This is a genomic window from Streptomyces sp. NPDC029674 (assembly GCF_044903205.1).
Lineage (GTDB): Bacteria > Actinomycetota > Actinomycetes > Streptomycetales > Streptomycetaceae > Streptomyces.
Window position 1 is genome coordinate 158,986 of the sequence record NZ_JBJDPY010000009.1, and the last position, 18,214, is coordinate 177,199.

An 18,214-nucleotide genomic window follows, 5' to 3' on the forward strand; every position below is an offset into this window, starting at 1 on the left:
TGACTACTCCTCGACGAGAAGCTTCTCCCGCAGCTGTGCGAGCGTGCGCGCCAGCAGGCGGGAGACGTGCATCTGGGAGATGCCGACCTCCTGCGCGATCTGCGACTGGGTCATGTTGCCGAAGAAGCGCAGCAGCAGGATGCGCTTCTCGCGCGGGGGCAGGTCCTCCAGGAGCGGCTTGAGCGACTCGCGATACTCGACGCCCTCCAGGGCCTCGTCCTCGGCGCCCAGGGTGTCCGCGACCGCCGGAGACTCGTCGTCCGTGTCGGGGACGTCCAGGGACAGCGTGGAGTAGGCGTTGGCCGACTCCAGGCCCTCCAGGACCTCCTCCTCGGAGATGGCCAGCTTCTCGGCCAGCTCGTGCACGGTCGGGGAGCGGCCGTGCAGCTGGGAGAGCTCGGCCGTCGCCGTCGTCAGCGCGAGACGCAGCTCCTGGAGGCGGCGCGGGACGCGGACCGCCCACCCCTTGTCGCGGAAGTGCCGCTTGATCTCGCCGACGACCGTCGGTGTCGCGTACGTGGAGAACTCCACGCCGCGCTCCGGGTCGAAGCGGTCCACGGACTTGATCAGGCCGATCGTGGCGACCTGGGTGAGGTCGTCGAGGGGCTCGCCGCGGTTGCGGAAGCGGCGGGCCAGGTGCTCGACGAGCGGCAGGTGCATGCGGACCAGCTGGTTGCGCAGCTCCGCGTACTCCCGACTGCCGCCGTCCAGGGTGCGCAGCTCGATGAACATCGCGCGTGCGCCGCTGCGGTCCTGCGGATCGTGCCGGCCGTGCTGGTGCTCGCTCATGTTTCCCGCCCGTCGCCCGCCGCCCCGGCCGGAGAGCTGCTTGAGCTCGTCCTTGGCGGTCGGCTCTGCCTGCTCCGACACATCGGCCACCCTCAGCGGACCCGGCTGCTCCGGCTCCTCCGGGTGCGGTTTGGCCTGCTGCTCGGGGATTCCGGTGGTCATACGGCGCAATCCCTCCCTGCCGGCGGCGGGCAGACCCTGTGTGCCGCGCTCTTCGTCCCGCACCGGCCCGTCCCCGTCCCTCACGCCGGCCCGGGTCCCGCGCCGCGCTTCTTGTAGAGGCTGATCGAGACGGTGTTGTCGTCGGCGACGGTCGAGTCCACCTGGCCCGCGAGGGCCGACAGCACAGTCCAGGCGAAGGTGTCCCGCTCCGGGGCCCGGCCGTCGGTCGTGGGCGCCGAGACCGTCACCTCCAACGAGTCGTCGACGAGCCGGAAGACGCAGCTGAGCACCGAGCCGGGCACGGCCTGCTGGAGCAGGATCGCGCAGGCCTCGTCGACCGCGATGCGGAGGTCCTCGATCTCGTCGAGAGTGAAGTCCAAACGCGCCGCGAGGCCGGCAGTCGCCGTCCGCAGCACCGACAGGTAGGCACCCGCAGCAGGAAGACGGACCTCCACGAAGTCCTGATTCCCGGGCTCGCCTGCGATCTGGGACACCCTCACCTCCAAGGTGGTACAAGCACTTTCGGGGTTCCGGGACCGCCGCCCAGCGGTGGTCCGGACTGCGTCACACGGGTAACGCACCACGTCGTTCTGCGGTGACGCTACCGCGCTCCCCAGCTCCGTGTCCCGGGGACCCCGCCTTGATGCTGTCACTCATAGTAAGCCTATGAGTACGGACAGTGGCTAGGGGTCGCGCAGGCCCAATTGGAAAGAACAGGCGCCGGGTTGACGTACCCAGGCGTCAGACGATCGAACCGTCCACAAAGCACCAGCGCCAGCTCTCGCCCGGCTCGAAGGTCCTCATCACAGGGTGTGAGGTCTCCTTGAAATGCGCCGTCGCGTGCTGGAAGGGCGACGAGTCGCAACAGCCCACATGACCGCACTCCAGGCACAGCCGCAACTGGACAGGGTGACTGCCGGCCGCCCGGCACTCGAGACACGTCTCGCTCAGCGGGGACACCTCGGGGTGCGGCAGCGCTGCCACGTGCGGGCACTCGTTCATGATTGCCAGGTTACGACGGGATCGCGGAGGGCGGAGGGGTCTGCCGATGGATGTACTGCCCCTGGTGGGACTGATCGCGGCGAGCGCCGTGGTGGCCGGCGCGGCGCGCAGGACCCCGGTGCCCGCGCCGCTGCTCCTGGTCGGTGGGGGGCTCGCCGCCTCGTACCTGCCCGGCGTGCCCGACTACCACCTCGATCCGCACATCGTGCTGCCCCTGATCCTGCCCCCGCTGCTGCACACCGCCGCCCTGGAGAGCTCCTATCTGGACCTGCGCGCCAACATCAGACCTGTCGCGCTGCTCTCCGTCGGGTACGTCCTGTTCGCCACGGTCGCCGTCGGCTGGCTCGCGTATCTGCTCGTCCCCGACCTGCCGCTGACCGCCGCGCTCGTCCTCGGCGCGGTGATCGCGCCCCCGGACGCGGTCGCCGCGACCGCCATCGCGCGCAAGGTGGGGCTGCCCTCGCGGATCACCACGATCTTGCAGGGCGAGTCCCTGGTGAACGACGCGACCGCGATCACCGCCTACAAAGTGGCCCTGGCGGCGGCCGTCGGCGAAGGGGCCAGCTGGTCGGGCGGTGTCCGGGAGTTCCTGGTGGCCGCGGTCGGCGGGGTCGGCGTCGGGCTGCTCCTCATGGTGCCGATCCACTGGCTGCGCACCCACCTGAAGGAGGCGATTCTGCAGAACACGCTGTCCCTGCTCATCCCCTTCGTCGCGTACGCCGCCGCCGAACAGGTCGGTGCCTCCGGAGTGCTCGCCGTGGTCGTCGTCGCCCTCTACCTGGGGCACCGCTCCTGGCAGGTCGACTTCGAGACGCGGCTGCAGGAGGCGGCGGTGTGGAAGGTCGTCGGGTTCATCCTGGAGTCGGCGGTCTTCGCGCTCATCGGCCTGCAGCTGCCCGTGGTGCTCAGGGGGCTCGGCGAGTACAGCGTGGCGCAGGCGGTCTGGTACGCCGTCGGGGTCTTCGTCTTCGTCGTGGTGGCGCGCTTCGTGTGGTCGTACCCGGCGACGTACCTCCCGCGCGGGGTGTCGGCGCGGATCAGGGAGCGCGAGGGCGACATGGACTGGCGGCGGCCGCTGATCGTCAGCTGGGCCGGGATGCGCGGTGTGGTCTCGCTCGCCATCGCCTTCTCGATCCCGCTCGTCATGGACGACGGAGAACCCTTCCCGGCGCGCAACCTTGTCTTGTTTCTTACGTTCACCACGGTCATCGGAACGCTCGTCGTGCAGGGCCTCTCGCTGCCGTGGCTGATCCGTGTCCTGAAACTGCCCGGCCGTGACGCGCAGGCCGAGACGCTCGCCGAGGCGCAGGCGCAGAACGCCGCCTCGGAGGCCGCGGAGGCCCGGCTGGAGGAACTCATGCGGGATGAGCGCAATCGCCTGCCACAGCCCCTTCAGGACCGTCTGCGCACCGTCCTGGAGCGGCGGCGGAACTCCGTGTGGGAGCGGCTGGGGCAGGCCAACCCGGTGACGGGGGAGTCCGCGGACGGCACGTACCGCCGGCTGGCGCGCGAGGCGATCGCCGCGGAGCGCGAGGTCTTCGTGAAGATGCGGGACGAGCGGCGCATCGACGACGAGATGATGCGGACGCTGCTGCGCAAGCTGGACCTGGAGGAAGCGGCCGCCCACCGGGAGATCGAGGACTGAGGCGCCTGGCACGGCGCCTCGCGGCGTTGTCGCATCACCCACGGACACCCGGTCCGCGGGCGATGCTCCGCCTTGCGATCCACCGCACCAGACGCCGCGGGCTGTCCGGACCGATCCAAAAGACACGCCCTAGTCGCCGGCCGACGCGGCGGCAGGCTCCTCACGGGTGCCGGTGATCACCGCGGTGAGGCGGGTGCCGGGCCGGAAGGCGCCCTCTTCGGAGAGGACGGTCAGGGCGTGGAGGAGCTTCGCGACGTAGAGGTGCTCTACGGAGAGGCCGATTTCGCGGCCGTGGCGGGCTTCGAAGTCCTCGGCGAAGGCGACGAGCTCCGGCGGGGTGCGGGCGTAACCGCCCCAGTGGAAGCGGTCGTCCAGGCGCCAGTTGGCGGTCGGCTCGCCGAACGTTTCCCGCTGCAGCGCCGCTATGTCGTCGCCCAGGAAACCGCCCTTCAGCACCGGTATGCCGAGGGCCTGCCGGTCCGGGCCGAGCCCGGCGGCCAGGCCCGCGAGGGTGCCGCCGGTGCCGCACGCGACGGCCGCCACGTCGGTGTGCTCGCGCAGCTCCTCACCGAGAGCCGTACAGCCCCGCACGGCGAGGGCGTTGCTGCCGCCCTCGGGTATCACGTACGCGGCCGGGGCGTCCGTCGCGCGCAGGAGCGCCGTCAGGGTCTCCGGCTCCGCCTTCCGCCGGTAGGTGGCCCGGTCGACGAAGTGCAGGCGCATGCCGTCGGCAGCGCAGCGCGTCAGGGACGGGTTGAGGGGGCGCCCGGCGAGTTCGTCGCCACGGACGACGCCGATCGTGGCGAGGCCGAGGAGGCGGCCCGCCGCGGCGGTGGCGCGCAGATGGTTGGAGTAGGCGCCACCGAAGGTGAGGAGGGTGTCGTGGCCCGCGTCGGCGGCGGCCCGCAGGTTCAGGACGAGCTTGCGGTACTTGTTGCCGGGCAGATCCCGGTGGATCAGGTCGTCCCGCTTGAGGAGCAGTTCCACTCCGCGGCGGGCGAAGCGGTCGTCCGCCACGCGTTGCAGCGGGGACGGCAGCCGGGGGTTCAGACCGGCGGGCGGGGTGGGGCACACCCCGCCATTGTCTCCCGTGGCGCGCGGTCCGGCAGGGGAGCCCTTCACCGGGGGCTCCCCGGGTGTTCCGCCGCGCCCGCGGGGTCTATTTGAGGCGCTCCTCGATGCGGGCCCGCATCGAGTCCATCGTGAAGCCGCGCGGGTCGACCTTGCCCGGCTGCCACTCCAGGTGGCCGATCACCGAGCGTTCCGTCCAGCCGTGCACACGGCAGACCGCCGCCGAGACCTTCTCGATGGCGTCCAGCTGTTCCTCGGGCCACGGGTCCTCACCGTCGCCGAGGTTCTCGCACTCGAAGCCGTAGAAGTGGCGGTTGCCGTCGGTGTTCGCCTCGTTGTCCGGAGGCAGGCGCTTCTCGGCGATGACCGCGCGGAGCACGTCGTCGTCGCCCAGGCCCGCGTGGTTGGCGCGGCCGTAGCCGACGAGGTGGACGCGGCCGTCCTTGGTGATGACGCCGTGGCAGAGCGGCCCGGGGAGCGAGGCGAAGCCGTCGCGGCAGATCTCCACCGTGCGCTCGCTTCCCGAGGTCACGGTGTGGTGGATCACCACGCCGTGCACGGGGCCCCAGGGGCCTTTGTGGTTGCGGTTGTGGTGCTCCCAGTCGCCGACCTCGACGACGGTCACGCCTTCGTCCCGCAGGGCCTGGAGAAAACTGCCCGCGGACATGGGTGGGGCCATGACCCCTCCTTTGCAAGGCGGGACGGCCGCCGGTCGCAGGCCGTCTCGTATGCCCTGCTTGTACCGGAACTACGGTGCCCGGACCAGCTGTTCGGAAGCGATCCGAGGCCTGTTCGGACACCGTGCGAGCCGATCCGGTCAGTTCCCGTGCAGGAAGCCGTCCCCGTGCGTCGCGACGTGGGACTCCACGGCCTGCAGTGCCTGCTGGGTGTCCTGTGAGGAACCGGTGCCGCGACGCTCCGCGTAGTACGCGGCGCCGAGCTTCTTCAGGAGGGCGTCGCCGGCCCGCTTCTCCTGCACCTCGTCGATCTTCTGCTTGCCCTGGGTGAGGCCCCGCTGAGCCTGCTCTTTGGCGCGATCCAGGAAGCCTGCCATTGCTGTCTCCTGCCGATTGGTACGAAGGGGGCGAAGCCGTGCGAAGGGGTTCGCCGCGGGCGGCGCGAGGGGCGCGTCGTCCCGTGCGGGTTGAACGGTGACGCGGATCTTGGAGTTCCCCGCGCTCCCGAGCCCATCAGGCTGCCCGGCGCGGCACCTCCCGAGTTGCGCCGAACGGGTGGAAACGCCCCTCCTGCCCCGCCGGGGCGTGATCCATTCCCGCTCGTTTGTGTAATGGCGCGGCCACGTTCCGTCCTGGAAGGGTTGGGCGGGCAGATCACCGCAGGCGTCAGACCACCGCACGCACCAGATCACCGCAGGTATTTTCGGGAGGGCATAGCCAATGTCGGTAGGCGAAGAGATCCGGACCGAGTCGGAGAAGCCGCAGCAGAGTCTCGGCACATCCGCCGCGCGGAATCTGGCCACCACCACCAAATCCGCGCCGCAGATGCAGGAGATCAGCTCCCGCTGGCTGCTGCGGATGCTGCCCTGGGTCGAGGTGCAGGGCGGCACGTACCGGGTGAACCGAAGGCTGAGTTACTCGGTCGGTGACGGCCGGGTGACGTTCGTCAAGACGGGCGACCGGGTGCAGGTCATCCCGGCTGAGCTCGGCGAGCTGCCGTTGCTGCGGGACTTCGAGGACGAGGACGTGCTGGGGGAGCTGGCGCAGCGCTGCCAGCAGCGGGAGTTCGCCGCGGGCGACGTCCTGACGTCCTTCGGCAGCCCGGCGGACGAGGTGTTCCTGCTCGCGCACGGCCGCGTGGAGAAGGTCGGCACGGGCCCCTACGGGGACGACACGGTGCTGGAGACGCTCGCCGACGGCGCCTACTTCGGCGAACAGGCGCTCATCGACTCCGAGGCCATCTGGGAGTACACCGCTCGTGCGGTGACCGCGTGCACCGTCCTCGCACTGCCCCGCCAGGACCTGGAGCAGATCGCGGAGCGCAGCGAGTCGCTCCGCGGCCACATCCAGCGGCTGCGGTCCATCCCGCCGCAGCGCACCAACCAGTTCGGCGAGGCGCCCATCGACCTGTCCGCCGGCCATGTCGGCGAGGCCGTGCTGCCGGGCACCTTCGTGGACTACGAATCGGCGCCGCGTGAGTACGAGCTGAGCGTCGCCCAGACCGTGCTGCGCATCCACACGCGCGTGGCCGACCTGTACAACCAGCCGATGAACCAGACCGAGCACCAGTTGCGGCTGACGGTCGAGGCGCTGAAGGAGCGCCAGGAGCACGAGCTCATCAACAACCGCGAGTTCGGCCTCCTCAACAACTGCGAGTACGAGCAGCGGATCCAGCCGTACGCCGGTGCGCCCAGCCCGGACGACCTGGACGAACTGCTCAGCCGCAGGCGCGGATCCAAGCTGTTCCTCGCCCACCCGCGGGCCATCGCCGCGTTCGGCCGCGAGCTCAACAAGCGGGGACTCGTCCCCGAGACCATCGACATGGGAGGCAACAGGATCCCGACCTGGCGCGGCGTGCCGATCTTCCCGTGCAACAAGATCCCGGTCACCGAGGCCCGCACGACCTCCATCATCTGCATGCGTACGGGAGAGGAGGAGCAGGGTGTCGTCGGCCTCCGGCAGACCGGCATCCCGGACGAGATCGAACCGAGCCTGTCCGTACGGTTCATGGGCATCAGCGAGCAGGCGATCATCTCGTACCTGGTGTCGACCTACTACTCGGCAGCGGTCCTCGTACCGGACGCGCTCGGTGTCCTGGAGAACGTCGAGATCGGCCGCTGGACATGACCCCGCGGCCGTGTCCACGGGCGTGGCACGGGGTACACCCCCTCCGTACGCGCCCACAGGCCGAGGAACCGCCACCATCCGCATTCTTCGCGGAGTAGGTCCATGACGGACACGACGACGGACATGGCAGGCAAGACGGCAGAGGGGTGCGAGGCCGCGGAGATCCTGGCGTCGGCGCGAGCGTACGTCGATCCGGAGCTGCGCAGGGCGATCGACACGCTGCCCGGGTCGCTGCGCCGGGTCGCGCTCTATCACTTCGGGTGGGAGAGGGCGGACGGCACGCCGGCCTCCGGGCACGCGGGCAAGGCGATCAGGCCCGCGCTCGTGCTCACGGCGGTGCGGGCGCTGGGTGGGGAGCCCGCCCTGGCCGTGCGGGCGGCGGCCGCCGTGGAGTTGGTCCACAACTTCACGCTCCTGCACGACGACGTGATGGACCGCGACACCACGCGCAGGCACCGGCCCACCGCCTGGACCGTGTTCGGCGCCGCCGACGCGATCCTCGCCGGTGACGCCATGCAGGCGCTGGCGCAGCGGCTGCTCGCCGAGGACCCCCACCCGGGGGCCTCGGTGGCGGCCGCCCGCCTCGCCGCCTGCGTCATGGAGCTCTGCGCGGGGCAGCACACGGACTGCGCGCTGGAGCACCGCGGTCCGGACGAGGTCACGCTGGACGAGTGCCTCGCCATGGCCGAGGCCAAGACGGGGGCGCTGCTCGGCTGTGCCTGTGCGCTCGGGGCGGTGTACGCGGGGGTGGGGCGGGAGGAGATCGACGCGCTGGACGGGTTCGGCCGGGAGGCGGGGCTCGCGTTCCAGCTCATCGACGACGTCATCGGGATCTGGGGCGATCCCGAGCACACCGGCAAACCCGCGGGCGCCGACCTCGCGGTCCGCAAGAAGTCCCTGCCGGTCGTCGCGGCTCTGGCCTCGGGCACGCCGGCCGCGGCGGAACTGGCCGAGCTGTACGGGAGGCCGCCCGGTGGGACGGAGGGGGGCGCGGAGAACGCGGCGCGCGCGGCGCGGGCCGTCGAGAGCGCGGGCGGCCGCGACTGGGCGCAGACGCACGCGGCCGATCGGATGTCCCGCGCGATGGGCCAGCTCGCCAGGGCGGTGCCGGACCCGGAGGCGGCGGGGGGACTGCTGGCGCTCGCCGAGTTCGTGACGCGGCGTACGCATTGAGGGGGGGGCGTACGCATTGATTGAAAGGGGGTGTGGGGCCCTTCCGTGGGGACGGGCGTGATCACTTACGCTGCAACCGGCGGCCGACGGCTCGGAGTTGGTGAGTGGGTGGGCGCGCCGTCGGAAGCGGGCGAGCGGTGAGGGGCGGGCTATGGGTGTGGCGATCCGGAGGGCCGGAGAAGGTGACCGGGAGGACGTGGTCCGGCTGCTCGACGCGGCGTTCATGCGGGATCCGGTGAGCAGTTGGATCTTCCCGGACGAGGAGCACCGGCTGCGCACCCACGGTGCGTTGATGAGTGCGTTCTTCGATCTGGCGCTCAGCGAGGGGTACGTCGACGTCACCGAGGATGGCGCGGCCGCGGCCCTGTGGTGGTCCGTTCCGGCGGGCGAGCACCGCGCGGGTGAGGAGAGCCGAGGCGGTGTGAGTGGTGACCGTGTTGGGGGTGGGGTGAGTGAGGAGGACGGTCCGGCTCTGCTGCGGGAGGCCGTTGATCCGGACAATGAGCGCGTCGAGGTCATCGGCCGGCTGACCGACGCGATCCATCCGGCCGACCGCGCGCACGAATACCTGCACCTCATAGCCGTGCACCCGGACCGGCAGGGCGAGGGGCTCGGCACGGCACTCGTCACCGCCGTGCTCGACCGGTGCGATCGCGAGGGCCTGCACGCCTACTTGGAGGCGAGCAACGAGCGCAGCCGTGACCTGTACGCGCGCCTGGGATTCGCCTTCATGGGGACGACGCTCGATCTGCCCGACGGCCCCCGGATGTGGCCCATGTGGCGTGAGCCGCGGACGGCGGGAGAGTCCACCGACTAGCGGGCGGTCGCAGGGCTGCCCCGGTGGGCCGTACCGGAATACTCTGGGCGGTATGGGCAGCGAAGGGCCACGGACCGGCCCCGCCCCGCAGGACGAGCCGGTGTGCGAGGCCTGCGGAGGGCCGGTGGGTACGGCGATCCGGCGGCGCAAGGTGCTCGGGGTGTTCGTCCCCGTGTGGGGCCCCGGGCCGTGCCGCAACGCGCAGTGCGAGGCATGCGTCGACGCGGTGGACGCGGAGTCGGGCCGGCCGGGCGGTAGGGCGGGCGGCCGCGCGAGCGGTCGCGCTGGTGCGAGGCGTTCCCGGTCGCGGCACGGCAGGAGGCCCGGCGCGCCCGGCGACAGCGAGGGCAAGTGACGCACCCTGCCCCGGAGCCGGTCGTCGATCGATCGTGGCGGCGGTGGCGGTAGGGTCCCCGGCGGATCAGTGGTGATGCCGGTGGGGGAGGGGTGCGGTGAAGGCGCGGTGGGGCGTACTCGCTGTGGTGGGCGTGGTGTTGGCGGGGCTGGAGGGGTGCGGCTCCGGGGCCGGTACGGGAGCGGATGACGATTCGCTGCCCGGATACGCGCGGGCACCCGGGGTGCCGCGCGTGAAGAGTGAGGGGGATATGCCGGCACTCCCCTTGGAGAAGTATGAGTTGAGCAGCGAGGACCACAAGCGCCTGGGGAAGGCGCGTCATCGGTTGCAGTGGCAGTGCATGCGGTCCCTGGGATTCGATGACTTCCCGCTCGGCCCCGACCCCGAGTCCAGCTTCGGCTTCGACCTTCTGGACGGGCAGCGTATGGCGTCCGCCTTTTACTCGACGATGGTCTCCGTGTCCCCGTACGGGATGCTCGACCTCGACCATGTCCGCCGGTGGGGTTATGGCCTCGACCCCGACCAGGCCAAGAAGCTGGAGGCCAGAGCTCGGTCGGCAGGCAGAGACCTTACGGACCGGGAGCGCGAAGCGCTGTACGGATCCGAGACGGAGAAGGGCGGCCGTTCGGTGGTGAACGGCCGTGAGGTTCCGGAGGGCGGCTGTGCCGAGGAGGCGACGCGGCGGACCACGAGGGGTGTGGCCGATGCGGACCGGCTGTGGAGTTATGTGCCCGAGCGCACCGTGGAGATCGACAAGGTCGTCGCCAAGGACGAGCGCGTGCGCAGAGCGTTCCGTGACTGGTCGCGCTGTGTCGAGGACAAGGGCTTCAAGCGGTACGAGAACCCCACGGAGGCCTTTCTCGACAAGGCGTGGTGGAAAGGGCGCGAGGACGGTGGCAGTGCGCGGTCGGAACGGGAGTTGGGCACGGCGGTCGCCGACGTCGAGTGCAACCTGAAGCTGAACACGGCCGGCGTGTGGTGGAGCGTCAGCAAGGAGAAGCAGCGCGAGGAGCTGCGCCGCAACAAGTCGCGGTACGAGGCCGTGCGCAGGGATGCGGACCGGGTGCGGGCGGAGATACGCGAAGCGCTGGGCGAGAAGTGACGGGTGAGAAGTGACGGGCGTGACGCCCGCGTGTCCCGGTGCGGGGTGCACGGGCGGTCCGGTGCCGGGCCCGCGGGCCGTCCGGGGGCGCGTGATAGACACATGGGATGACGAGAAGCGGCTGGGCGTTCGACGCCGTACTGACTGATCTCGACGGCGTGATCCGCTTCTACGAAATGGCGGAGCTGGAGCAGTTGGAGCGCTCGGCCGGGCTGCCGGAGGGCAGTACCGCAGAGATCGCCTTCCAGCCCGAGACCGACATGCCGCTGATGCGCGGGGAGATCACCAAGGAGCGGTGGATCGAGTCGATCGCCGACGGGCTCGCCGACCGGGTGCCGTGGGCGCGCGGGTATGAACTCGGGACGACGCTCGCCGAGACCAAGTTCCGGGCCGACGACGCCGTGGTGGGGCTGCTGCGGCAGGTGCGCGCGGCCGGGCTGCCCGTCCTGCTCGTCACGAACGCGACGCCGTGGCTCGCCGACGATCTCGCCCTGCTCGGTCTCACCGGGCCGGACGGCTGCCTCGACGACGTCATCAGCAGCGCCGACCTCGGCATCGCCAAGCCGGACCGGCGCATCTACGAGACGGCCGCTGAGCGCGCCGGCGTCGCCCCGGACCGCTGCCTCTTCGTGGACGACCGGCAGGAGAACGTGGACGCCGCCGTCGCGTTCGGCATGACCGGCGTGCTCTACCGCGAACCGGCCGACCTGCGCGGGGCGTTGGCCCCGGTGGTCTGACCAGAGGCCAACTCACTCCCGGACGAAAAGACGTCGGCCGCGCTGCGGCGCCGGCCCGGCGGGGGTTCGGCGCGCGCAGTACGCGCGGCACGCAAGGCAACTATTGACACTGAGTGCCACGTGGGGCAGCTTGTGTCGTATGAGTAATCAGCGTGGCTGGACCGCCGAGCAGATCCCTGACCAGAGCAACCGAATCGTCGTCGTCACCGGGGCCAACAGCGGCCTGGGGCTCGCGACCACCCGGGCGTTGGCGCGCAAGGGCGCGCTCGTGATCCTCGCCGTGCGCGACGAGGCGAAGGGCCGGGCCGCGGTCGAGCAGCTCACCGCCGAGGTGCCGGGCGCCGCCCTGGAGGTGCGACGCGTCGACCTGGCGGACCTGGACTCCGTCCGCGCCTTCTCCGACAAGCTGCACGCGGAACACGCGCGCGTGGATGTGCTCATCAACAACGCCGGCCTCATGGCGCCGCCGAACCGGCTGCTCAGCCCCCAGGGCCACGAGGTGCAGTTCGCAGCCAATCACCTCGGCCACTTCGCGCTCACCGGGCTGCTGCTCGACCTCCTGGAAGCCGGTCACGACCCCCGCGTCGTGACCGTGAGCTCGCCCAACCACCGCCAGGCCGACCTCTTCTTCGACGACATCAACGGCGAGCGCAAGTATGCGCCGATGGGCTACTACAACCAGTCGAAGCTGGCGAACGCCGTCTTCGGCTGGCAGCTCCACCAGAAGCTGACCGCGGCGGGCAGCCGGGTGCGCAGCCTGCTCGCCCACCCCGGCTACACCGCGACCAACCTGCAGACGAGTTCACCCGCGGGCATGGTGAAGTTCCTGTTCGGGCGGTTGCTGCTGCCGCTCGCCCAGACCCCCGCCCAGGGCGCGCTGCCCACGCTGTTCGCGGCGACCGACCCGAGCGTGACGGGTGGCCAGTTCATCGGCCCCGACGGCATGGCCGAACTGCGCGGCGCGCCGAAGACGGTGGAGCTGGCGCCCCGGGCCGCTGACGAGGCGAGCGGTCGCAGGCTGTGGGACCTCTCGGAGGAACTCACCTCCGTGCGCTACGAGTTCCGCGCCGCCGCCTGATCGGGGTCCCGGGAGCCCAGGGCGGCCGCCCGCGTCGGGGAACCCTCCTGTTCAATTGGCGGATGGACGAGAACGGATCGGCTCAAGTCGCCCTCGCCGCGCGGTTCGAGGAGCACAGGCCCCGCCTGAACGCGGTGGCGTACCGCATGCTCGGCTCGCTGAGCGAGTCCGAGGACGCGGTGCAGGAAGCCTGGTTCCGGCTGAGCCGCGCCGAAGCGGGGCCGGAGGCCGGGGAGGTGCGGAACCTGGGCGGCTGGCTGACCACCGTCGTCGGCCGCATCTGCCTCGACCTGCTGCGCGCCCGCAAGTCCCGGCGCGAGGACTCCCTCGACGCGTCCGTCCAGGCCTACGGCGAGGCCCACGTCCCGGACCCGATCGTGACCCGCGCCGACGTCACCGACCCCGAACAGCAGGTGCTGCTCGCCGACTCGGTGGGCCTCGCGCTCCTCGTCGTACTGGAGACGCTGGCGCCCGCCGAGCGTCTCGCGTTCGTGCTGCACGACATGTTCGCCGTGCCCTTCGACGACATCGCGCCCATCGTGGAGCGTTCGGCGGCCACGACCCGGCAGCTGGCGAGCCGGGCCCGCCGCCGCGTGCAGGGCTCCACGCCCGCGGCGGAGACCGACGTCGTCAAGCAGCGCGAGGTCGTCGAGGCGTGGATGGCCGCCACCCGCGCCGGTGACTTCGACGCGCTCCTCGAACTCCTCGACCCGGACGTCGTGTTGCGCGCGGACACCGGCGAGCTGGCGTCCGGCCTCTCCAAGGTGGTGCGCGGCGCCGCCGCGGTGGCCGGGCAGGCCGCGATGTTCGCGCGGGCCGCCGCGGAGCCGCGCGTGGTGTTGATCAACGGCATGCCGGGCCTGATCGCCCTCCCCGGCGGCGAGCCGGCCTCGCTCGGCTCCCTGACCGTCGTGAACGGCCGGATCGTGGAGATCAACATCATCGCGGACCGCGAGCGGCTCGAGGTCCTCACGCGCTCGCTGAGGGACGGCTGAGACCTCCGGGTCACCGAGCGGTGGTGGTCGTAGTGGTGGCGGTGGCGGCGCCCTCCCGTCCGCCGCCACCGGTCCGGCGCACCACGCGCAGCAGGTACTCCTTGCGGTGGAGCGGATCGTGGTCGGTCCGCTCGCGCGTCGGAACTGTGTCGCCGCGCACGGGCCGGTAGTGGTCGAAGGCCGACTCCAACTCGCCCTCGCCGCGCGTGAGTCCGGGCAGCAGCTGCTCCAGTGTGTGCACCTGCCGCGCGGGGATGTCCCCTTCAAGCCGGTACGACGTGCCGCTCGTCGTCGGCGTGTGCGGGACGGCACGCAGCCGGGAGAGGGCGGGCAGGACCGCGCCGACCGTGTCGGCCGGCACGTCGAGCCGGAAGCGGTGCATCGGTTCGTGCACCGCCGTGCCCGCCGCCCGCAGCGCGTCCATCAGGACCAGGGGCGTCAGGTGCCGGAAGTCCCCGGCGGTGCTCGACATGCTCTTGTCGAACGTGCCGTGGGCGTGGCTCTGCCGCGGCCAGTAGCCGGAGTGCGTCATCGTGACCGTGCAGTCGGGGACGCGCCAGCCGTGGATCCCCTGCTGGAGCGTCTCCCTGACCGTCTCCTCGACGGCACGGAAGAACGCGTACGGCATCGAGCCGAGCTCGACCTCGAGACGGAACTCCACCCCCGCCCCGACCGGCGCGGGCTCCACCCGTAGCCCGACCGTCGCCAGGAACGGGTTGGGGTCCGTGTCGATGATCTCGTACGCCGAGCCGGTGCCGACGACCCGCTCCACACAGATCGTCGTGGTCTCCCGGAACGACACGTCGAGCCCGTACTCCTCGGCGAGCGTCGCCTGGATGACCTCCTTCTGCACCTCTCCGTAGAGCGAGACGGAGACCTCCCGACGGATGTCGTCCTGTCGCAGGTCGATCAGCGGGTCCTGCTCGGCGAGCTGGGTGAGCGCGAGGTGCAGGGCGCCGCGGTCGGCGGGGCGCACGGGGCTGACGACGGTCTCCAGGGTGGGCGGCGCGAAATGCCGCGCGTCGGCTCGCACGCCCTCTCGCGGTACGCCGATCACGTCCCCGATCCGTACGTCCCCGAGCCCCCACACCTTGCCGATCTGCCCCGCGCGGACCTCCGCCCGCCGCACGTCGGCGCCCTGCTCGAAGACGCTGACACCGGTGACCTTCCCTTCGCGGGCGGCCTCTTTCCCCTCGCTGCCCCCGCCGCCGTGGATGTCGAGGCGGTCGCGCGAGCGGATGGTGCCCGAGAACACGCGTACGTAGGCGATCTTCTCTCCGGCGGCGCCGCGCTCGACCTTGAACACACTGCCGGAGACGGGAGCGTCGGCGTCCCCGCGGCGAGCGGGCAGCAAGTCCCTGATCCCACGCATGAGTTCGGGGACCCCCACACCGGTGGCCGCCGACCCGAAGAACACCGGGTGCACGAGGGCGCGCCGGGCCTGCCGGGCGAGCTCGGTACGGAGCCGGTCGTACGAGAGGGACGCCGGGTCGTCGACGTACGCGGTGAGGAGCGCGTCGTCGTGCCCGGCGAGCAGCTCGGTGAGCCGGGCGGTGAAGACTTCGTCCCCGTCGGTGAACGGGACGAAGCCCGCGCCGCGCGTGCCGATGCCGGGGACGGATCCCATCGCGACGATCTCGGGGGTCAGCCGGTCGGCGATGTGCCGCAGCACGCCCTCGTACCGGGCGCCGCCGCGGTCGGTCTTGTTCACGAAGACCAGCGTGGGGATGCGGAGCCGCCGCAGCGTCCGGAACAGGACGCGGGTCTGCGCCTGGACGCCCTCCACGGCGGAGACCACGAGCACGGCGCCGTCGAGCACGCTCAGCACGCGCTCCACCTCGGCGATGAAGTCCGGGTGGCCGGGGGTGTCGATCAGGTTGACGGCCGTGCCGTCCACGGCGAAGGAGACGACGGCGGACTTGATGGTGATGCCGCGCTGCCGCTCCAGGGCGAGCGAATCGGTCCGGGTGTTGCCGTCGTCGACGCGGCCGACCTCGTCGATGACGCCGGCGGCATGCAGGAGCCGCTCGGTCAGGCTGGTCTTACCGGCGTCGATGTGGGCCAGAATGCCCAGGTTCAGGGTGTGCGGAAGGGGTGATTGCACGTACCGTCATGTCCTTTGGAAGAGGGGAAATTCCATTCGCGTGGGACATGCACGAACGCCGCATTTCCTTCTCCTCCGCAGACGACGCCGACCTTCCGCCGACACCCTCAGTCCAGCAACAGACGCCCCCATTCGGCAACCGATTAACCCCGCCCCACGCGGGGGCGGAGCACGGCACGGGCGCGGAGGCCGGGGTGACCGTGGCGATCCGGTGGCGGCTTGCCAGGCGCAGTACCAGCGCCGCGTACCCGCAGAGCATCAGCACGTCGACGCCCACCGCCAGCCGGTCCATGTCCGCCGCCGTCTCCTCGGAGGCGAGCGCACCGGCGATCGCCGCCGAGACGCCCATCGCCAGCAGGTTGTTGACCACGTGCAGGCCGATCGCGGCCTCCAGACCGCCCGTACGGACCGTCAGCACACCCGCGACAAGCCCGAACACCACCAGGTCCGCGAATCCCCACGGCGTGCCCCAGCCGTGCGCCGCCGCGAACAGCAGCGCCTGCGGCACCAGCGCCACCCACGGCGAACGGCACCACGCCCCGACCGCCTGGACGAGCCAGCCCCGGAACGCGTACTCCTCGGCCGACGCCTGGAACGGCACGAGCACGCACACCATCGCGAGGCCCAGCAGGAAGTCCGGCCACCCGGCCCACTCCACACCGCCACCGGTGCCCTCCATGCCGCCGCCCACCGGCTCGGGCAGCAGCAGCATGATCCCCAACGACGCGACGACCAGCGGCAGCGCGACCGCGAGACACCGCCCCAGCCAGCGCCACCTGAGCCTGCCCGCCACTGAGGAGAGGGTGCCCGCAGGACGTCGCTGCGCCCAGCGCGCGGCTAGGAACACCACCGGCGTCAGCAGGGCGAGCGAGAGCAGCGCGCTGCCCGTCTCCCCGATGCCGCCCCAGACGTGGAAGCCGTCCTTGTCGACGGGCCGGTCCAGGACGGCTCCCGCGATCTCGCTGACCAGCAGCACCGCCATCATCGCGACGAAGGTGCCGGCCAGCACCAGGCCGGTCCCGGCCAGGGGGCGCCACCAGCGGTGCAGGCCGGTGGCGTGGGCCAGGCGGTGGTAGGGGAGCGGTGTCGTGGTCATGGCCACCAGCATTCCCGCGGCGCCAGGCCCACGCGTCCGCCGCCCGCACGATCACGCTCTCCAACCAGAGATAGAGAGCGGCCCCTCCACGGCCCCTCCTCCGTATCATCGAGTCCGATATGGAGCGAATACGTGACTGGCTGCTGCCCGTCCTGCTGACGGCCCTGCAACTGGCCTACTGGCCGGGCCGCGCCCTGCGCGAGGACGATGCCGCGGCCGGGGCGGTCCAGCTGGTGGCGGTGGTCGCCGCCGCGGCCGTACTCACCGCGGCGCTCGCCGTACGCCGCCGTCGCCCCGTCGCCGCGGCGCTCACCGTCGAGGCCGTCCTGCTCGCCTGCGTGCCGCTTCCCGAGGACGCGACACTCGTGCATGCGTTGGGCGTGCTGATCGCCCTGTACTCGGTCGCGGTGCGCAGCCCCGGGCGGACGGCGGCCGTCGTCGGAGCCGTCCTCGGGATCTGCGAAACGGGCCGGTCGGCGGTGGTGCTCGACTCGGCGGCCGACGTGGTGGGCGAGACAGTGGTCAACTGCGTGCTCTTCCTGACCGTCGCGGGCCTCGGCCGCAGCCGCCGCCGCTGGCTCGCCGCCCGCCGGGCCGCGGCGCGCGACCTGGCGCGGGCCGAGTCCGAACGCGCGCGGGCCGCCCTCACCGAACGCGAACGCCTCGCCCGCGAACTGCACGACGTGAGCGCCCACCACCTCACCTCGGTCGTGGTCACCGCGGACGCCGCGCTGCGGCTCGGCGACCGCAGACCCGAACTGTCGGCCCAAGCCCTTGAGTTCGCCGCGGACACCGGCCGCGAGACGGCGGCGGCGCTGCACCGCCTGGTGGCGCTGATGCGGACCTCGGCGGCGGACGAGGAGAGCCCGCTCGGCGACCGCGTCACCGAACTCTCCGCCGGCTTCGCCCGCCTGGGCCTGCGCCCCGCCGTGCACGTGGCACCGGAGGCGGCGCCCCTGACGGGCCCGACGGCGGAAGCGGCCTTCGCCATCATCCGCGAAGCCCTCACGAACGCCCTGCGCTACGCCCCCGGTTCGACGGTGCGCATCCACATCCTGTCCGAGACCGCCGACGGCACGGTCGACGTCGCGGTGGAGGACGACGGGGCGGCGGACGTCGGTCCCGCGGCGAAGCAGCGGCTCGGGGGCGGGCGGGGGACCGCCGGGATGCGGGAGCGGGGCCCCCCGCGCGGGGGGCCGCGCACCGCCCGGGCGCGGCCGGGCGGCGCCGGGGGGGGGGGCCGCGCCCCCCAGCCCGGCGCGCCCCGCACCCCCCCCCCACCCG

Annotated in this window: 17 protein-coding genes and 1 pseudogene; 10 read left to right on the forward strand and 8 right to left on the reverse strand. The window is 71.9% G+C overall.

Annotated features, from left to right (window positions below; genetic code table 11):
* Window positions 1-3: 3 nt before the first annotated feature.
* The 3 genes from ACI2L3_RS22645 to ACI2L3_RS22655 all read right to left on the reverse strand — a co-directional run bounded on the left by ACI2L3_RS22645 (window position 4) and on the right by ACI2L3_RS22655 (window position 1,953).
* Window positions 4-1,035, reverse strand: a complete 1,032-nt coding sequence (locus tag ACI2L3_RS22645) for an RNA polymerase sigma factor SigF (RefSeq protein ID WP_404754184.1) — start codon at window positions 1,033-1,035, stop codon at window positions 4-6.
* Window positions 1,032-1,445 (reverse strand): anti-sigma regulatory factor, encoded by a 414-nt coding sequence (locus ACI2L3_RS22650; protein WP_404754185.1) that lies wholly within the window; start codon window positions 1,443-1,445, stop codon window positions 1,032-1,034. The genes ACI2L3_RS22645 and ACI2L3_RS22650 overlap by 4 nt, the downstream gene beginning before the upstream one ends.
* A gap of 247 nt (window positions 1,446-1,692) precedes the next feature.
* Window positions 1,693-1,953: a UBP-type zinc finger domain-containing protein gene (locus tag ACI2L3_RS22655; protein WP_404754186.1), complete on the reverse strand. Its 261-nt coding sequence runs from the start codon at window positions 1,951-1,953 to the stop codon at window positions 1,693-1,695.
* Window positions 1,954-1,999: 46 nt separating this feature from the next.
* Between ACI2L3_RS22655 and ACI2L3_RS22660 the strand changes: the two genes are divergently transcribed.
* Window positions 2,000-3,598 carry a Na+/H+ antiporter gene (locus ACI2L3_RS22660; RefSeq protein WP_404754187.1) on the forward strand — a complete coding sequence of 533 codons (1,599 nt, stop codon included), beginning with the start codon at window positions 2,000-2,002 and terminating at the stop codon, window positions 3,596-3,598.
* A gap of 129 nt (window positions 3,599-3,727) precedes the next feature.
* Here the strand turns inward: ACI2L3_RS22660 and ACI2L3_RS22665 are convergent, their stop codons facing one another.
* From ACI2L3_RS22665 to ACI2L3_RS22675, 3 genes are all read right to left on the reverse strand, one after another.
* Window positions 3,728-4,672, reverse strand: a complete 945-nt coding sequence (locus tag ACI2L3_RS22665) for a 1-aminocyclopropane-1-carboxylate deaminase/D-cysteine desulfhydrase (protein ID WP_404754188.1) — start codon at window positions 4,670-4,672, stop codon at window positions 3,728-3,730.
* Between the two features lie 85 nt (window positions 4,673-4,757).
* Window positions 4,758-5,348, reverse strand: a complete 591-nt coding sequence (locus ACI2L3_RS22670) for an N-acetylmuramoyl-L-alanine amidase (protein WP_404754189.1) — start codon at window positions 5,346-5,348, stop codon at window positions 4,758-4,760.
* A 138-nt stretch (window positions 5,349-5,486) separates the two neighbouring features.
* Window positions 5,487-5,723 carry a hypothetical protein gene (locus ACI2L3_RS22675; protein ID WP_404754190.1) on the reverse strand — a complete coding sequence of 79 codons (237 nt, stop codon included), beginning with the start codon at window positions 5,721-5,723 and terminating at the stop codon, window positions 5,487-5,489.
* Window positions 5,724-6,066: 343 nt separating this feature from the next.
* On the opposite strand from ACI2L3_RS22675, the gene ACI2L3_RS22680 reads away from it, so the two are divergent.
* The 8 genes from ACI2L3_RS22680 to ACI2L3_RS22715 all read left to right on the forward strand — a co-directional run bounded on the left by ACI2L3_RS22680 (window position 6,067) and on the right by ACI2L3_RS22715 (window position 13,730).
* Window positions 6,067-7,473, forward strand: a complete 1,407-nt coding sequence (locus tag ACI2L3_RS22680; RefSeq protein ID WP_404754191.1) for a family 2B encapsulin nanocompartment shell protein — start codon at window positions 6,067-6,069, stop codon at window positions 7,471-7,473.
* Window positions 7,474-7,575: 102 nt separating this feature from the next.
* Complete coding sequence (locus ACI2L3_RS22685; RefSeq protein WP_404754192.1) at window positions 7,576-8,646, forward strand: family 2 encapsulin nanocompartment cargo protein polyprenyl transferase; 1,071 nt, start codon at window positions 7,576-7,578, stop codon at window positions 8,644-8,646.
* 151 nt (window positions 8,647-8,797) lie between these two features.
* Window positions 8,798-9,463 carry a GNAT family N-acetyltransferase gene (locus ACI2L3_RS22690; RefSeq protein WP_404754193.1) on the forward strand — a complete coding sequence of 222 codons (666 nt, stop codon included), beginning with the start codon at window positions 8,798-8,800 and terminating at the stop codon, window positions 9,461-9,463.
* Between the two features lie 52 nt (window positions 9,464-9,515).
* The gene (locus tag ACI2L3_RS22695) at window positions 9,516-9,818 is read left to right on the forward strand and encodes a hypothetical protein (protein ID WP_404754194.1); all 303 of its coding nucleotides are present in this window, start codon (window positions 9,516-9,518) and stop codon (window positions 9,816-9,818) included.
* A 340-nt stretch (window positions 9,819-10,158) separates the two neighbouring features.
* Window positions 10,159-10,920, forward strand: coding sequence for a hypothetical protein (locus tag ACI2L3_RS22700; protein WP_404754195.1), 762 nt, complete (start codon window positions 10,159-10,161; stop codon window positions 10,918-10,920).
* 107 nt (window positions 10,921-11,027) lie between these two features.
* The gene (locus tag ACI2L3_RS22705; protein ID WP_404754196.1) at window positions 11,028-11,657 is read left to right on the forward strand and encodes an HAD-IA family hydrolase; all 630 of its coding nucleotides are present in this window, start codon (window positions 11,028-11,030) and stop codon (window positions 11,655-11,657) included.
* 139 nt (window positions 11,658-11,796) lie between these two features.
* Window positions 11,797-12,735, forward strand: a complete 939-nt coding sequence (locus tag ACI2L3_RS22710) for an oxidoreductase (RefSeq protein WP_404754197.1) — start codon at window positions 11,797-11,799, stop codon at window positions 12,733-12,735.
* Between the two features lie 62 nt (window positions 12,736-12,797).
* Window positions 12,798-13,730: a sigma-70 family RNA polymerase sigma factor gene (locus tag ACI2L3_RS22715; RefSeq protein ID WP_404754198.1), complete on the forward strand. Its 933-nt coding sequence runs from the start codon at window positions 12,798-12,800 to the stop codon at window positions 13,728-13,730.
* Between the two features lie 10 nt (window positions 13,731-13,740).
* On the opposite strand, the gene ACI2L3_RS22720 is transcribed toward ACI2L3_RS22715, so the two are convergent.
* Both ACI2L3_RS22720 and ACI2L3_RS22725 read right to left on the reverse strand, forming a co-directional pair.
* Complete coding sequence (locus ACI2L3_RS22720) at window positions 13,741-15,834, reverse strand: GTP-binding protein (protein WP_404754199.1); 2,094 nt, start codon at window positions 15,832-15,834, stop codon at window positions 13,741-13,743.
* The gene (locus tag ACI2L3_RS22725; protein WP_404754200.1) at window positions 15,773-16,930 is read right to left on the reverse strand and encodes a lysostaphin resistance A-like protein; all 1,158 of its coding nucleotides are present in this window, start codon (window positions 16,928-16,930) and stop codon (window positions 15,773-15,775) included. The genes ACI2L3_RS22720 and ACI2L3_RS22725 overlap by 62 nt, the downstream gene beginning before the upstream one ends.
* Before the next feature lie 119 nt (window positions 16,931-17,049).
* Here ACI2L3_RS22725 and ACI2L3_RS22730 point away from each other — a divergent pair.
* Window positions 17,050-18,214 (forward strand): annotated as a pseudogene (locus ACI2L3_RS22730) (sensor histidine kinase); the annotation flags it as partial.

Coding starts and splice junctions, on each gene's coding strand:
- ACI2L3_RS22655 (WP_404754186.1), bottom strand. CDS start 1,953: ATGAACGAGTGCCCGCACGTGGCAGCGCTGCCGCACCCCGAGGTGTCC.
- ACI2L3_RS22660 (WP_404754187.1), top strand. CDS start 2,000: ATGGATGTACTGCCCCTGGTGGGACTGATCGCGGCGAGCGCCGTGGTG.
- ACI2L3_RS22670 (WP_404754189.1), bottom strand. CDS start 5,348: ATGGCCCCACCCATGTCCGCGGGCAGTTTTCTCCAGGCCCTGCGGGAC.
- ACI2L3_RS22675 (WP_404754190.1), bottom strand. CDS start 5,723: ATGGCAGGCTTCCTGGATCGCGCCAAAGAGCAGGCTCAGCGGGGCCTC.
- ACI2L3_RS22680 (WP_404754191.1), top strand. CDS start 6,067: ATGTCGGTAGGCGAAGAGATCCGGACCGAGTCGGAGAAGCCGCAGCAG.
- ACI2L3_RS22685 (WP_404754192.1), top strand. CDS start 7,576: ATGACGGACACGACGACGGACATGGCAGGCAAGACGGCAGAGGGGTGC.
- ACI2L3_RS22690 (WP_404754193.1), top strand. CDS start 8,798: ATGGGTGTGGCGATCCGGAGGGCCGGAGAAGGTGACCGGGAGGACGTG.
- ACI2L3_RS22695 (WP_404754194.1), top strand. CDS start 9,516: ATGGGCAGCGAAGGGCCACGGACCGGCCCCGCCCCGCAGGACGAGCCG.
- ACI2L3_RS22700 (WP_404754195.1), top strand. CDS start 10,159: ATGCGGTCCCTGGGATTCGATGACTTCCCGCTCGGCCCCGACCCCGAG.
- ACI2L3_RS22705 (WP_404754196.1), top strand. CDS start 11,028: ATGACGAGAAGCGGCTGGGCGTTCGACGCCGTACTGACTGATCTCGAC.
- ACI2L3_RS22710 (WP_404754197.1), top strand. CDS start 11,797: ATGAGTAATCAGCGTGGCTGGACCGCCGAGCAGATCCCTGACCAGAGC.
- ACI2L3_RS22715 (WP_404754198.1), top strand. CDS start 12,798: ATGGACGAGAACGGATCGGCTCAAGTCGCCCTCGCCGCGCGGTTCGAG.
- ACI2L3_RS22725 (WP_404754200.1), bottom strand. CDS start 16,930: ATGACCACGACACCGCTCCCCTACCACCGCCTGGCCCACGCCACCGGC.